Source organism: Streptomyces sp. NPDC001770, assembly GCF_053596135.1.
Genome location: NZ_JBSFFN010000076.1, coordinates 1 through 14,846, shown reverse-complemented (window position 1 = coordinate 14,846; position 14,846 = coordinate 1). Strand labels below are relative to the sequence as shown.

Genomic DNA, 14,846 nt, shown 5'->3' with positions numbered 1-14,846 from the left:
GACCTACCTCGCGCCCAACCTCCTCCAATGCGCCACCCCCCAAGGAGTCACCAGCATCTCCGGACCGATCAGCATCGTCATCACCGGCTGAGCACCACGAGAACCACGCGGCGGCGACGTCCGGCCGAACCGGTCCGTCGCCGCCGCACTCGACGGATCGACGCTCTGGATGACCGAGTCGCACTCATGTCACACCGGGCGCTCTACCCGACTCCGCCCCATCCAAGGGCGGTCAAGCGGTCGGGTACCTGAGCCCGAAGCCGAGAGGGAAGAGGGGGTCCCGACTCTGCTGGGGCTGGTCGGGCAGGCTCGCCTCGGCCTCTGCTGCGGAGCGGAGGAGCTGGAAGGGGAGCTTGCCCTGCGGGGAGTCGTGCCCGAACAGCACGTCGAAGAGCGCCCTGTCCGAGGCTCCGTAGAAGCCCAACAGGGCGGCGGCGCTCTCGGCGATCTCCGGAATGACGGCCGCCCGCTCCAGATGGATCGCGACGACCGTGGGTACGGCCTTCAACAGGGACAGGATCTCGTCCAGCTCCTCCTTGGGAAAGTCGAGCCGGCCGCTGTGGAAGAAGGACTCGAAGCCGCCGGGCCGGGGATCGTACGGCGTGGTCAAGCGCAGCACGGCGAAGTCGGCATCGGACGGGTCGCCGACCACGTCGCCGTAGAGGGCTGCCACGTCCTCGGCAACGTCGCGTACGTAGAGCTTCGGCCGGTCGCTGCTCAGCGGCAGGATCGCGGAGTCGTTCTTCAGGAGGGTGAAGGAGCGACGCTGAGCCGCCTCACCGAGTACGCGGAACGGGCGGCTGCCGACGACCTCCTCCGCCTGGTCGGGGTCGACGTAGCGGCGGTCGTCGAAGAGCCCGAGACGGAACTTCTCGGTGAGCAGTCGCCGCGCGGATTCGTCGAGACGCTGTTCGCCGATCCGGCCGGATCGGACCAGTTCGACGACGAGCTCGGTGCACCATTCGCCGCCGAACTGGTCGGCGCCGGCGTCCAAGACCTTCGCCGCCCGTTCCAGGGGGGAGAGGTGCTCGACACCCCAGGCGCGTGCGGGCATGTCCTGCCCGAAGATCACGTCATCGGTGATGAGCCCCCAGTCGGTGCAGACGATGCCGTCGAAGCCCAGCTGTTCCCGCAGCAGGCCGGCGATGATGCCCTTGTTGAAGCCGAAGCCGACTTCCTCGTGCGGGGTGCCGACGGGCATGCCGTAGTAGGGCATGATCTGGGTCGCGCCGGCGGCGAGTGCCGCCCTGAAGGGCTCCAGGTGGTAGTCGAAGAAACCACCGGGGTAGACCTGTTCACGGCCGTAGGCGAAGTGGGCGTCCTCGCCGTCCTTCTGGGCGCCCGCGCCGGGGAAGTGCTTGACGAGGGCTGCGACGCTGTCCGCGCCGAGGTCTCCGCCGGGACCCCGCAGCCCCTCCAGATAGGCGGTGACGAGCCGGGAGGTGAGGTCGGCGTCCTCTCCGAAGGTGCCGCTGACCCGCGCCCATCGGGGCTCGGTGGCGAGGTCGATCTGCGGGTGCAGAGCGAGCCTGATCCCGACGGCGAGGTACTCGCGACGCACGGTGTCGGCGTACTCACGCATCAGCTCCGGGGAGTCGAGCGCCGCGAGGCCGAGCGTCTCCGGCCACTGGGAGAAGGCTCCGGCGGTCATCGCGGTGCCGGGGTTGTCGGTGAACGCGTGTCGGGGGTCGGAGGAGAGGGTGACCGGGATGCCAAGCCGGGTATCCGCGGCAAGGTCCTGGAGCCGGTTGTGCCATTCCGCGATCTGCCGCGGACCCGCGCCGCCGAGCAGATTGAAGTGGCTCATCCGCCGCTCGCCCACCAGCTCGCTCGCGGTGTAGGGGAGCATGCCGGGCTCGTCGACGAGGGAGCCGTCCGCGTTGAGGGTGACCACGGTCTGGAAGAGCAGGCCCACCTTCTCCTCGACGGACATCCGCGTCAGCAGGTCGGTGACGCGTTGGGCGACGGGGAGGCTGGGGTCACGGTAGGTGCGCGTTTCAGTGAGGGTGGTCATGCGGTTGCTCCGAGGGTTTGGGTGGTCTGCACCGATAGATGGGGGGGGCGGGGTCAGCGCACGGCGCGGATGAAGCGCAGTGCCACGGCTCCCGCGGCCGCTGCCAGGGCACCGAAGAGGTAGAGCGCCGGATAGTTGGTCCGGTCCGCGCTGGCGATACCGAGGAAGAGAGGGGCGATCGCCGGCACGAGTGACTGCGGGAGGGCATTGGCCACGTTCAGGACACCCAAGTCCTTCGCGGCGTCCTCGACGCGTGGCAGCGTCTTGACGGCGATGGCGGTGTCCACCGCCAGGTAGGCGCCCATGCCCGCACCGAACACGGTGATGGCCAGGAGGTACGCGCCGGTGGAGTGCGAAGTCGCGAGAAGGGCTATCCCCACCGCGAGGACGGCAGTGCCGACGTAGACGCAGAACTTGCGGCGGCCCGTGCGGTCGGACAGCCAGCCGAAGAACAGGGAACCCGCGACGGCGCCGACGGTCATGACCGTCATACCGATCGCGACGGTTCCGGTCGCCTCACCGGTGCTCTGCCCGAGCTGATCCTCGGCGAAGTAGAGCTGGTAACCGGTGGCGGACGACACGCCGACGAAGACCAGGAAGCGGCCGACGAAGTTCCAGGCGAAGTCCGGGTGTCGGCGCGGTGAGACCCAGAAGGACCGCAGGAACGAGCCCATGCGGAACGGCGGCAGCGTGTCCGCGTCGGCGGGCGGGTCACCGCGCAGCGCCGTGGTGATGAGCACGGCTCCGGCCACACCCAGGACACCCGGGACGGCGAACAGCAGCAGCGACGACGAGGTGAGTGCCTTGGCCAGGACTGCGCCGAACACCATGGCCACGTAGGTCATCATTCCCACGGCACCGGAGATGCGGCCCCGGACCCGTTCCGGGACCCGGTCGGCGAGAACCGCGTGCATGGCGGCCAGCGTTGCGTTGATCCCGAGTTGGGTGACCGCCCAGCCGACGGCCAGCACGGCGACGCTGTCCGCCAGGCCCGCGACCACCAGGCCGATGAGTCCGACCGTCGTGCCGCCGAGTACCCACGGCCGCCTGCGGCCGAACCGAGAGGTGGTCCGGTCGGAGAGTGCACCGAAGAGCGGCCCGCCGACCAACGCCAGGAACCCGCCGATCGCCAGGACTGTGCTGAGGGAGGAGGCCTTGCCGTCCGGGTCGATCTGCGAGACGCGCAGCGAGAGCGACACCGTGACCGGAGTGAACAGCGCGAGAGAGATGAGGAACTGAGCGGTGACGAGCCGCATCGCGAAGCCGGTGGTGTATCCGGGCATGTGCTTTCCGTCTGCGTCGACTGCCCGTGCTGCCGGTACGGCCTCGGCCCCTTCCGGGGACAGGACGGCGGACGTTACCCGCTGCTTGGTGAATGTTCTTGCCATGGTGACCTCCGTGATCGACGGCACCGTCGCGCGTCGACCCCTCCACATTAAAACTGAACGGGTCACATATTTTGAGAAAGTGGCGCAGGTCACAGGGCTCATCGGTGGAGCCCGGCACAGGGCGGGGCCAGGAGAATCACCCGTGCACGTCGGTAGGGTCTGATGCATGACCCGTAAGGCGGACCCATCCCCAGCTCAGACTCAGGCGACCCGAAAGCGGCGGGGCGGCACGTACGCCGCCGCCGACGCGCGCCGTGAGGCGATCCTGTCGGCAGCCACCGCCGCCTTCGCGCAGACGGGGTACGGAAGTTCGTCGTTGGCCCGGATCGCCGCTGATGCAGGAACCTCCGCGACGGTGGTCGTGCACCACTTCGGATCCAAGGAACGGCTGCTGACGGCCGTCCTCGAATGCCACGAGGCCGTCACCCGTGATCGCGTGCTCGCACTGGAAGCGACCGGCCTGCTGAACGGTCTCGCGCCACTGCGTGACAGAGCGCTGGAGGCGGCAGCGTACAACCTTGCCCATCCCGGGAGACTGCAGCTGTTCGTCCGGCTCTCCGCGGAGGCGGGCGATCCCGCCCACCCGGCACACGAACGTTTCCTCCGCCGCTACGCAGAGAACCGTGCCCTGCACGAACGCTGCCTGCGGGCGGCGGTTGCCACAGGTGAGATCCGGCCGGACGTGGACGTACGGCAGGTGGCGGGCGAGATCCCGGCCGTCAGCGACGGCCTCCAGATCCAGTGGGCGCTCGACCCTCTGTCCGTGGACCTGCCCGCCGCACTGGACGGCTACTACAACCGGCTCTCCCGCGCACTCACCCGCGACGGCAGGTCGCTGCCGCCACCCGCCGCACTGCCACCTGCCTGAGCGGTACGAGCCGAGGCAGGCAGCGGATTACGGCGCACCCTGGGAACTCGACGCGGCCGTCGCGGAACGTCAGGCCGGCCCACTTGGAGCACGCGCCCCGTCGGCACACGTCTCGGCGGGGGAGGTCGGCGGCCGCGTCCACTCCGCGCACGGGCGGTCGCTCATCGCCATCCTCCCCCGTGCCCACTGAGGTGGTCAGAGGCGGAGAAGGCGTTCGGCGTTGCGGTGGGCGATGTCGTGCTGGGCTTCTTCGGAGAGGCCGGAGTCGGCCAGGAAGGCGCGGGATCCGGCATTGCCGACGAAGGGGTAGTCGACCGAGTAGATCATGCGGTCGGTTCCGAGGAGGTCGGTGCAGAAGCGCAGGTGGGGGGCGGTGAACATACCGCTGGGCGTGTAGTAGGTGTTCTGGCGGACGTACTCGCCGATGGTGCGGTCGAGGCCGGTGGCCTCGCGCGGCAGGGCTTCGTCGAGACGGTCCAGGTACCACGGGACGGCCTCGCCCCAGTGACCGAGGATGAACTGCAGCTCGGGGTAGCGGTCGAAGACGCCGCTGAGCACCAGGTGGATGAAGTGGATGCCGGACTCGTTGTGCCAGCCCCACGCCGCGGTCGCGAACCGGGTGGCGACGACCTCTTCCAGGCCCGCCTCGTAATTGTCCGCGGCCGTGACGCGGGTCGGCGGGGCGGGGTGGAGGTAGACGGGAACTCCCAGCTCGGCAGCGGTGCGCAGAATCGGGTCGAACCGCTCGGCGGAGAGGTACTCGTCGTCGGTGCGACCGTGAATGAGGGTGCCGACGAAACCCAGTTCCTGGACCGCGCGCCGGAGTTCGTCCGGAGCGTGCTCGGGAGCGGTGGTGGGCAGCGAAGCGAAGGCGGCGAACCGGTCGGGGTGCCGACGACAGGCCGCCGCGAGGCGGTCGTTGACGTCACGAACCAAGCCAGGCGCCACGTCGGCGGGCAGGTACTGGGTGGTCAGGTTGGAGAGCACCTGCATGTCGATGCCGTCGGCGTCCATGGCGGCGAGCCGGCCCTCGTCCAGGTCCTCCAGCACCTCGGCCGACGGGCTGTAGGGCAGACCGCTCGCCGGGGCGTACGACGTGCCGAAGCCGGGACTGACCTCAGCCGTCCGGGCGGCGGACGCCTTCGCCACACCGGCGTGCAGCGTGTGCTCCTCGATCGTGATCAGTTTCATCGTGCTTCCCTGTACCTCTCGTTCGATGTGCTTCTCGTTCGCCGCGACGGCTTTCATTTGCCGGTCCGCTCGCCCAGCCAGGCGAAGGCGGATTCCTTGATGTCGCGCTCCAGGTCGCTGCCCTTGGTCGCGAAGACCCGGCTCACCGGAAATCCGCTGGCTTCCAGCAGGTAGGCGAGGGCCGCGTACTCCCTCGGGTACCGGCCGGCCACTTCCGCGTCAATGTCGACGATCCCGGCGGGGAAGGTGAAGGTGCCGAAGTCGTAGACGCTCTTGCGGTCGCTGATGCGCCACACCCCGTCCCGCTTCTCCAGACGGTCGATGAACCGGTTGTGGCCGTTGCAGCCGAGCCGGAGGTCGACGTTCTCGCCGATGATGACGGCGTTGGTCTCGCTGACGGCGCGGGTGCCGTCGGCCGAGAAGGTCACCACGGGCGCGGTGATCAGGTGCTTGGTGCGGAAGGCGGAGGCCCCCATCCGGGCGGAGGCGTCCACGAACTCGTACGCCAACCCCTCGAACCAGGTGATCTCGATCCGGCCGTCGGGGTGGAACAGACCCTTCAGCCGGTCCCACTCCCCCAGGTCCCGGTGGATCCACCCGGTCATGAGATCAGCGATGTCCTGTCGATCCTGAGATGTCACGTTCCCGTTCATGTGTCCAGCGTGGGCCCCGCCGGGCGATAGGTCCAACCGAAAGATACGATCAATCAATCGATGGAAACGATGGAGAGGAGTGGACGGTGGAGTTGAGGCACCTGCGCTACTTCGTCGCCGTCGCCGACGAACGGCACTTCGGCCGGGCCTCCGTCCTGCTGCACGTCACCCAGTCCACCCTCAGCGCCCAGGTCCAGGCCCTGGAGCGGGAGGTGGGCGGCAGCCTGTTCTCCCGCACCAGTCGACGCGTCGAGCTGACCGAGGCCGGTGAACTGCTGTTGCCCGAGGCCCGCAGAGCCCTGGCGCAGGCCGACCGCGCCCTGCAGGTGGCCAAAGATTCGGTACACGGCGAGACGGGCACGGTCCGGATCGGCTTCTCCGGCGTCGCCGTCCTCCAGGGCGTCCTCTCCGAGGATCTGCGCGACTTCGGCCGGGCGCACCCGCGGGTCGGCCTCGCCCTGACCGAGCTTCCCCCGGCCGCCCAGATCCAGGCGGTGCGCGACGGCGGGCTCGACCTCGGCTACTGCCCCGACCTGGGCCTCGGCGACATGGGCGGCCTGCGGGTCACACGCCGCGCGCCCACTCCGCTGTCCGTCGCCCTGCGCACCGACCACGAACTGGCGTCCGCGACAGCCGTCACGACGTCCGCACTCAACTCCCACGAGCTCATCGTCTTCGCGAGCGGCGAGGAGGACGAGACCGTCCTCTCCCGGCTCTGGCCCGCCGCCGAGGAGGACCGCTCCCGGGTCCGCCTGGTCGGCAGCACCCTGGGAGCCCTCGCCCTCGCCCTGGCCGGCACCGGGGTGGCTCTCGTCCCCACCGCCACCGAACGCATCGCCCTGCCGGGCCTCACCTACCGCCCCCTGCGCGGAGCACCGCCGGGACCGGACCTCCTGGTCATCGGCCGGGACGACGAGACGTCAGGCGCGGTCCGCGCCTACCTCGACGGCGTCCGCGCGCCATGACCCCGCCGCCGTCAGGAACACGTCGTTCGCCTCTGGCTCCCCGATGGTGACCCTGACTCCGTCCTGGCCATAGGGCCGCACGGTCACGCCTGAGTCCTGGCAGTGTTCGGCGAAGGAAGCAGTCTGCTCGCCGAGGCGGAGCCACAGGAAGTTGGCCTGACTGTCGGGCGGAGTCCAGCCCTGACCCAGCAGCGTCTCGCGGACGCGTTCCCGCTCGGCGACCAGTTCACCTACACGTGCCATCAGCTCGGCCCGCCGGTCGAGAGAGGCGATCGCGGCGCTCTGCGCGACCGTGGAGACGCCGAAGGGGATTGCGGTCTTCCGCAGTGCCTCTGCGACCGGTTCGTGGGCCACCGCGTAGCCGATCCGCATCCCGGCCAGCCCGTAGGCCTTGGAGAAGGTCCGCACCGTCACGACATTCGGCCGCTCGCGGCAGAGCTCCATACCGTCGGCGCAGTGGGGGTCGCTGGTGAACTCCGCGTACGCCTCGTCCAGGACGATCAGCACGTGGGCCGGGATTCGGTCGAGGAACGGCTCCAGGACCTCTCGTCGCAGGGCGCGGCCGGTCGGGTTGTTGGGCGTGCACACGAACACCATCCGGGTGCGGTCGGTGACCGCCTGCGCCATGGCGTCGAGGTCGTGCGCCTCGCCGCCGGTGAGCGGCACCTGCACCGGCCGCGCCCCGAACAGGCGGGTGACGAGAGGGTAGGACTCGAAGGACCTCCAGGCGTACACCACCTCGTCGCCGGGGTCGACGGCGATCCGGCAGAGCTGCTGCAGCAACGCGCTGGAGCCGGTACCGAGAGCGATGCGTGACGCCGGCACCGCAAGGTGTTCCGCCAGCCGGGCGGTGAGTTCCGTCCCATGCAGGTCCGGGTACCGGTTCATCTTTCCGGCGGCGGCGGTCACGGCCTCCAGCACGCCGGGCAGCGGGGGGTAGGGATTCTCGTTGGAGGACAGCTTCCAGCCCGCGCCTCCCGCGGACGCGGCCGGTTTTCCGGGCACGTATACGGGAATCGAGTCGAGCAGAGCACGTAGCCGAGGTGGGGTACGGCTGCCACCGGTCATCGAACGCGCTCCCCCGCGATCCAGACCCCGGCGATGTTGCGGGTCGCGGTGATGTCCTGCGTCGGGTCGCCGTCCACCAGGAGCAGGTCGGCGCGCCTGCCAGGCTCGATGACACCACGGTCCGCGAGGCCGAACGTCTCCGCCGTGAGGCTGGTGGCCGCGCGGAGCGCTTCGAGGGGCGTGAGGCCGGCCTCGACCATGAGCTCCAGCTCGTCGTGCAGGGACGAGCCGTGCTCGGGAGCGAACGGAACGCCGGGAGCGGAGTTCGCATCGGTTCCGACCAGCAGCCGGATACCAGCCTGATGGAACCGGGTCACCGTGTCGCGGGCGTATTCGTAGCTGAGTCCCGCACCGGCCCGCACAGCGGCGATGCCGCGCATCATCGTCAGAGTCGGCGCGGAGATCATCCCGCCGCCGAGCATCCGCTGAACGGTCTCCTCGTCCAGGACGGCGTCCAGCGGAGCGTGCGTACTGATGTCGACACCGGCCTCGACCGCCACGTGGAAGGCACCGGTGGTGATCGAGTGCGCCACGACCAGCAGACCGCGCTCGTGCGCCGCGGCGACGACCGCGTTCACGCTCTCCTGGTCCATACCCGCCGGAGGAGCGGCCTCGGTGACGATCTTGATGTAGTCCGCGCCGTCGGCGACACGGCGCTCCACGAACGCGCGCGCCTCCTGCGGACTCGTGACGATGCCGTCGACGGGGAAGCCAGGCATCTTGGCGTGGTTGCCGCCGGGGCCCACCGCGGGGGTCGTCGCGCTGAAGATCTGCGCCACGCCCTTCTGCGCGCGCATCTCGGCGACGAACGACTGAGGCCATGCCGCCATGTCCAGCCCGGTCGTCACGCCCCACCGTGCCAGGTTCTCCAGGTCGGGGCGGCCGAGCACGTGCATGTGCGCATCGATCAGCCCCGGCAGCAGCACCCTGCCCGCGCCGGCGACGATCTCGTCCGGTGCGCTCTCACCGACGATCTCCGCCCCCTGGACATACACCCGCCGGGGTTCTGTCAGGCCCTCGCCCGTGAACACACGGACACCGTCGAACGCGGTGACAGTCGTCATGATGAAGTCTCCCTCTCAGTTACCTTTCTTGAAAGGTATCACTAAAGGTTTTTCCGGTAAGATGTGATCATGTCCGCCGATCGAGTGAATGACTCCCGCGACGAGCGCCTGGCACTGGCCTTCTCCCAGCACGTCGTGCGCCTTCAGACCATCTTCGAGCAGGCCATCGCTCCCGCTCTGACAGCGCAGGGCCTCACACCCGCGGAACTGGACGTGCTCGCGGCATTGCGGTCGGCCGGTGACCCGTACCAGCAGCGGCCGAAGGAATTGGCAGCGCGTCTGCTGCTGACGACCGGCGGGCTGAGCAACGTCCTCCGCCGACTCGACGCCCGCGGGCTCGTGTCCCGCATCCCCGATCCCTCGGACGGACGGAGCCACAAGGTCCGGCTGACACCCGCGGGAGTCACCGCCGCCCAGCTCACCACGGCAGCCGCGACGACCGCCCTCCACCAGGTACTGACCGCGGTCCCGGCCGAGACGCTTGAGGACGCGCTGCACCAACTGCGCGCGATCCTGGCAACAGTCACCGACACCCGAGCCGGCGCCCTCGCCTTCCGCTACCTGCCGGAGCCCGGCGGGTCCGGATCCCCGACCGCCGGATAGCGCCTACCGGCACCGGCAGGACCGCCGATCAGACCGTCTCCATCGCTCCGTCCGGCTCAGGGTCCGGATCTGGTTCGTGCCACTTGTGGCAACCACTGCTGGAGTGCCGCGCCAGGGGTGGTGGACTCCTTGGGAACGTCCACCACCCAGCCGCTACCGAGATTGACCAGGGCGTGGCGGTCATGGAGGACGAGGAGTAGGTGTCGGCGGCCTGGAGTGCTCACCGCTGATTGGTGCCGTTACCCGCGCCGCTGCCGTCGGGACCGTCGTCACGACCGGCGGTCCCGACGGCCACGGTGCGCGCGGCGCCGGATCCGGGGTCGTGACGCCGCTACAGCAGGGTGAGGCTGTCGATGTTCGCGCCCTGTGACTGTGTGAGGATCACGCGGACGGTGACGTCGTTCCCCTGCGGCAGCTCCGCGGTGACGGAGTTCGTCGCCCAGGTGTCCCAGCTCCCTGTGGGTGACATGGCGAGGGTGCCGGCCTTCTTCCCGTTGACGTCGATGGTCACGGGGCGGTCCGCGCCGCTGCCGTTGGCGTAGCGGACCACGAGTCGCTTCTGGCCGGCCGCCGTGACCGCGACCGTCCACGCGATGGTGGAGCCGGCGGACGTTCCGGTGAAGTCGGCGTATCCGGTTCCGGTGTATCCGGGGTGGCTGGTGTCGATGGCGAAAGTGCTGTCGAGCCGTGCGTTCTCGGCCTGGTAGACCGTACCCCCGCCGACGTCGGGGAAGGATCCGCCGCTGGGTTCGACGGTGACGGCGTTGCCGCCATTCGTGATCACGGAAATCTCCGGTGTGACGACGGTCAAGATCTTCGCTCCGGCGTTCCACACGCTGCCGGCTCCGCTGTCGCTGAGCAGTGCGGCGGCCTCGCTGGTGAAGGCGGACAGCGTCGCCCCACCGTTGATGCGCATCCCCACGGGCGTGTCCAGGCCGTGAACCCGGATCACGTAGCGCCGTCCGTCGGGCGCGCCGTCGTACGTCCCCTTCGGGTGGGCGATGACCACGCGCCGGGAGGCGTTGGTGTAGGTGAGGCGAGTGACGCTCGTCCTGTCGCCGGTCCGGTACGCCTCGGTCACCCCGTCGTCCTCGACGATCTCGAAGGCTCCGTCCGCCCCCGCGTAGACGTCCATCTCCAGCTGCCGCTTGGTGAGGTAGGCGCTGCTCTGTGCGTACGGGTACCTGGGAAGAATCGCCCCCGCCTTGACGAAGAGCGGGGTTTCGCCGGTACGCGTGGTGTACGGCAGATCCGCGGTGTCGGACCCGGTGTGCTTGATGTCGGCCCAGAAGTTGTACCAGGTGGTTCCGGCCGGCAGCCAGATCTGCTGGACGGTCCCTCCGTCGGACGTGACGGGGGCGACGAGAAGCGAGGGGCCCCACATGTACTGCAGGTCGTGGGTGTAGGCCTGCGGCCGGTCCTGGTAGTCGATCACCATGGCCCTCGCCATGGGCATGCCGGTGGCATTGGCCTGGTGGGCGAGCGTGTAGATGTACGGCATCATGCCGTACCGGAGCTGCCCGTACTTCGCGAAGTCCGCTCGTGCCTGCGTGCTCTGGTCGAGGGGCCAGCGCGATGCCTGCTTGCCGCGGTCCTTGGTCGAGGCGGTGCCATGGGGGCGCCAGATCGGTGCGAAGCTGGACCATCCGGCGGGCCAGTTGCGGTAGAAGGCGTCGGAGATCAGGTTGCCGTCGCCGAAGCCGCCGCCGTCGATGTTGGCGAACGGGAAGCCGCCCAGTCCGGCCGTCTGCATGCCCCGGATCTGGTTCCGCATCTCGTTGTAGGTCGAGCTGATGTCACCCGTCCAGTAGTGCCCGTATCGCTGCTGACCCGCGGTGGCACCGCGGCTCCAGTTCCACGGGCGCTTGGCGGCCCCGATGTGCCCGGCCCCGTCGGGGTCCCAGCCCTCCTGGCCGACCGCTTTGTGCACGTGCAGGAAGTAGGCGTTGCGCGCCTCGGCCCAGGTGCGGCCGTCGGCCATCTTCGCGGTGTACGGAATCCCGCCGAGGTCGTCGACCTCATCGATCCACAGGCCGTCGCCGGGGAACTGCAGGGTGGGGTTGAGAGCCTTGTCCCAGAAGACCTTCCACACCCAGGCGCGGGTGTCGGGGTTGCTCCAGTCGGGGACGGCGTTGCTCTCCTTCACGTTCTTCAGGTCGGCCGCCGCCAGGCTGTAACCGGGCGGCGGGCCGCCCTTCCATCCCGCCATCTCGTTGGTGTTGTTGCGGTTGTAGTCCAGGGTCACGGTGACGCCGTTCGCGGCGGCCCACTTCTGGTATCCGGCGGGGTCGGGCCAGCGCTCGTGGCTGAACTCGAACCACGAACCGGACCAGGAGCCCGAGCCCTCGCGCCACCGGTTGTCGTTGACCTGGTGGTCGAAGGGGAAGCCGGCGGCGCGGTGCTGGGTGATCTTCTCCCTCCACCAGTTCTGGTCGCTCACGTCGGCGAAGTTCTTGTCGGAGAGCTGCAGCCCGAAGACAGACCGTTGAGGCAGCCGCGGCCGTCCGGTGAGCTGCGTGTAGCGGTCGAGCAGCTGGGCGAACCGGGGTCCGTTGATCAGGAAGTAGTCCAGCTGCGGGCTTACGCCCCCGGAGTCGTGTCCGTCGGCGAAGAATCCGTACCCGTTCGACCCGCCGAAGTTGAAGGTCGTGTCGAACGTGGTGTTGAAGAAGACTCCGTACCCCTTGTTGGACAGGTAGAACGGCACGATGGCCGGTGCCTGATCGTTGGGGTTGTCCGCGGCGGCTGCCGCGTCGGCGTAGTTGTGGGAGACCGTGTCGCCCGTGCGGTCGAGCCGAGGTGCGCGCCCCAGTACGCCGTGCCCTGCCTTGAGAAAGCGCTCGTCCGAGGGCGGTGGGACGAACGCCGCGGTGGCGATGGTGTGGTTCGTGCCGCTCCAGGAGATGCTGCGCGTCGCGTCCTCCCTCGCCAGGAGGGTGCCCGTGGCCAGGGAGTAGAACTCCAGCCGTAGCGGCTTCTTGCGCAGGACGATGCGCAGACCGTCGGCAGCGGCGGTGCGGATCTCCAGGGTGTCGGTGGTGGCCGTGAGTTTCAGGCTGCCGCCCAGAGCCGTGTGACTCTCCGGCTGCACCATCTCGTAGCGGGTGTCGGAGAAGAAGTCCTCGCCGGCACGGGCCGCGCTCACCCGGACCATCTGCTCTCCGTACGCCGTCAACCGGAGTCGCTGCCCGGTCACGCTGGTGACGGTGACGCTCCTGGCGCCTTCGCTGGTGTGCTTCGCGTAGTCGGAGAGTTGTTCCTGTGCGTCGGCCGCCGCGGCGCGGTGCGACATCGAAGTGACAGCACCCCCGGCCAGCGCGCCGGCAGCCGTGGTGAGCAGGGTCCTGCGTTTGATCGTTTCGCGCTTCATCATGTCTCCCATGCGTGGGGGGATGCGAGGGTCGGAGATACGGATTCACACGTGTGTGGGGCGCCGAGCGGACGGCTCTGTTGTCGAGGCGGAGCTCGCCCCCGTGGTGGTCGGGGCACTTCACTCTGTCGGTTGTCGACCCCACTCGTGCGGGGACCCTGTTCGCCCCGCGCGTTCCGACCTCGGTCGAGAAACGGCTCGTCAGCACTTCGGCCGGTACGGCCGCACTTGGGGGCGGCAACGAAGACGATGACCGTCAGGGCCCGCAGAGCGTTCTCGGTCTCCTGGATTTCGCAGGGGTGGAAGAGTTGCCGGCCCCCTGTTGGTGACCCGGTACGTATGCGTCGTGCGCACACGTACCGGGTCCGTCGAACTGCCGGGCAGGAGGGATCAGCCCAGGCTCCATTTCTGGTTGGCGCCGCCGTTGCAGTTCCACAGCTCCAGCGCGGTCCCGTTGACGTTGCCCGCGGGTTTGTCGCCGCCCGTGACGTCGAGGCAGAGGCCCGACTGGGTTCCGGTGACGGTGCCGTCAGGATTCAGCTTCCACTGCTGGTTGGCACCACCGTTGCAGGTCCACAACTGCACCACGGTGCCCGGATCCGTCTGCTTGTCGTAGGCGTCGAGGCATTGCGAGCCGTTGTAGAGGCGCAGTTCACCGGCGGCGGTGAGGGTCACGGCCTGGTTGGTGCGCCCGTTGCAGTCCCAGATCTCGATCTTCGTACCGGGCGTGGTCTCGCCGCCCTCCGCGTCGAGGCAGCGCTGGGAGGAGGCGTTGATCAGCGGGTGGGTCGTACCGGTGCTGCTGCCGGTGCCGGACGAGACCCGGTACATCACCGTGCCGTGGGCGGGCACCGACGCGCTGATCGTGCCGCTCGTCGAGGAGACCGCTTTGGTCCACAGGTTGGCGAGCTTGTACGAGGACGCGGACGGCAGCCCGACGGCGGCGGCCGTGGTGCTGACGGTGGCGGTGGAGGCGCTCTCGTTGGTGAGGGTGACCGCCCGGTCGCCGTTGGCCAACTGCTTGGACATGACGACGAGTCCGCCGGAGGAGGAGACGACGGTGCCCTGCTTGCCCAGGGGGTCCTGGTCGACGGCGATGACGTCGGTGTTCTTCAGGATGGTCAGTGTCGCCGGGCTCGCGCTGCGGATGTCGCTGCCGATGAGCAGGGGTGCGGCCATCTGGGACCAGAGACTGAAGTGGGTGCGGTACTCGGTGTCGGTCATGCCGCCGTTGCCGACCTCCAGCATGTCCGGGTCGTTCCAGGCGCCGGGCTTGGCGTACTGCGCCCTCGTCTGGTTCTTGTGCGCGATGTCGATCATCTTGGACCAGGTGTCGTTGATGTCGCCGGTGGTGCGCCAGGAGTTGCCGAGGGACGGCGCCCAGTTCCAGGGCTGGTTGGAGCCCCACTCGCAGATGCTGTAGAGGATCGGACGGCCGGTGGCCTTCAGCGCGTCACTCATCGCCTTGTACCGGGCCTGCGCGTCCACGCCGGTGTTGTTGCAGTTGTCGTACTTGAGGTAGTCCACGCCCCAGGAGGCCCACAGGTCGGCGTCCTGCTGCTCGTGGCCGAGGCCGCCGGGGAACCCGTTGTCCGCACAGGTCTTGGTGCCCGCGCTGGAATAGAGGCCGAACTTCAGCCCCTTGGAGTGCACGTAGTCCGC

The 14,846-nt window shown here is 69.0% G+C and carries 11 protein-coding genes; 3 read left to right on the top strand and 8 right to left on the bottom strand.

Translation table 11 applies throughout. The annotated features are described in order from the left end of the window. Nucleotides 1-232 precede the first annotated feature (232 nt). The gene (locus ACWCSV_RS34070; RefSeq protein WP_451149054.1) at nucleotides 233-2,014 is read right to left on the bottom strand and encodes a glycoside hydrolase family 3 protein; all 1,782 of its coding nucleotides are present in this window, start codon (nucleotides 2,012-2,014) and stop codon (nucleotides 233-235) included. A gap of 53 nt (nucleotides 2,015-2,067) precedes the next feature. Beyond that, nucleotides 2,068-3,402: an MFS transporter gene (locus tag ACWCSV_RS34065; RefSeq protein WP_451149052.1), complete on the bottom strand. Its 1,335-nt coding sequence runs from the start codon at nucleotides 3,400-3,402 to the stop codon at nucleotides 2,068-2,070. Between the two features lie 166 nt (nucleotides 3,403-3,568). Between ACWCSV_RS34065 and ACWCSV_RS34060 the strand changes: the two genes are divergently transcribed. Beyond that, nucleotides 3,569-4,270 (top strand): TetR family transcriptional regulator, encoded by a 702-nt coding sequence (locus ACWCSV_RS34060; RefSeq protein ID WP_451149050.1) that lies wholly within the window; start codon nucleotides 3,569-3,571, stop codon nucleotides 4,268-4,270. A gap of 195 nt (nucleotides 4,271-4,465) precedes the next feature. Here ACWCSV_RS34060 and ACWCSV_RS34055 read toward each other — a convergent pair whose 3' ends face one another. Next, on the bottom strand, nucleotides 4,466-5,461 hold the full coding sequence (locus ACWCSV_RS34055; protein WP_451149048.1) for an amidohydrolase family protein: 996 nt from the start codon (nucleotides 5,459-5,461) through the stop codon (nucleotides 4,466-4,468). A 53-nt stretch (nucleotides 5,462-5,514) separates the two neighbouring features. Beyond that, complete coding sequence (locus ACWCSV_RS34050; protein WP_451149046.1) at nucleotides 5,515-6,114, bottom strand: nuclear transport factor 2 family protein; 600 nt, start codon at nucleotides 6,112-6,114, stop codon at nucleotides 5,515-5,517. 86 nt (nucleotides 6,115-6,200) lie between these two features. Here ACWCSV_RS34050 and ACWCSV_RS34045 point away from each other — a divergent pair, with 86 nt between their 5' ends. Then, entirely contained in the window at nucleotides 6,201-7,079 is an 879-nt protein-coding gene (locus tag ACWCSV_RS34045) for a LysR family transcriptional regulator (protein WP_451149044.1), read from the top strand. On the opposite strand, the gene hisC is transcribed toward ACWCSV_RS34045, so the two are convergent. Together hisC and ACWCSV_RS34035 are read right to left on the bottom strand one after the other, a co-directional pair. Continuing rightward, complete coding sequence (gene hisC, locus ACWCSV_RS34040; RefSeq protein WP_451149042.1) at nucleotides 7,035-8,147, bottom strand: histidinol-phosphate transaminase; 1,113 nt, start codon at nucleotides 8,145-8,147, stop codon at nucleotides 7,035-7,037. The genes ACWCSV_RS34045 and hisC overlap by 45 nt on opposite strands. After that, nucleotides 8,144-9,211: an amidohydrolase family protein gene (locus tag ACWCSV_RS34035; RefSeq protein WP_451149040.1), complete on the bottom strand. Its 1,068-nt coding sequence runs from the start codon at nucleotides 9,209-9,211 to the stop codon at nucleotides 8,144-8,146. The genes hisC and ACWCSV_RS34035 overlap by 4 nt, the downstream gene beginning before the upstream one ends. A gap of 69 nt (nucleotides 9,212-9,280) precedes the next feature. Between ACWCSV_RS34035 and ACWCSV_RS34030 the strand changes: the two genes are divergently transcribed. Continuing rightward, the gene (locus ACWCSV_RS34030) at nucleotides 9,281-9,814 is read left to right on the top strand and encodes a MarR family winged helix-turn-helix transcriptional regulator (RefSeq protein ID WP_451149038.1); all 534 of its coding nucleotides are present in this window, start codon (nucleotides 9,281-9,283) and stop codon (nucleotides 9,812-9,814) included. A 331-nt stretch (nucleotides 9,815-10,145) separates the two neighbouring features. Here ACWCSV_RS34030 and ACWCSV_RS34025 read toward each other — a convergent pair whose 3' ends face one another. Both ACWCSV_RS34025 and ACWCSV_RS34020 read right to left on the bottom strand, forming a co-directional pair. After that, nucleotides 10,146-13,184 carry a TIM-barrel domain-containing protein gene (locus tag ACWCSV_RS34025; protein ID WP_451149036.1) on the bottom strand — a complete coding sequence of 1,013 codons (3,039 nt, stop codon included), beginning with the start codon at nucleotides 13,182-13,184 and terminating at the stop codon, nucleotides 10,146-10,148. A gap of 390 nt (nucleotides 13,185-13,574) precedes the next feature. Further along, nucleotides 13,575-14,846: glycoside hydrolase family 27 protein (locus tag ACWCSV_RS34020; RefSeq protein WP_451149034.1), on the bottom strand; the 1,272-nt coding region annotated here is incomplete at its 5' end.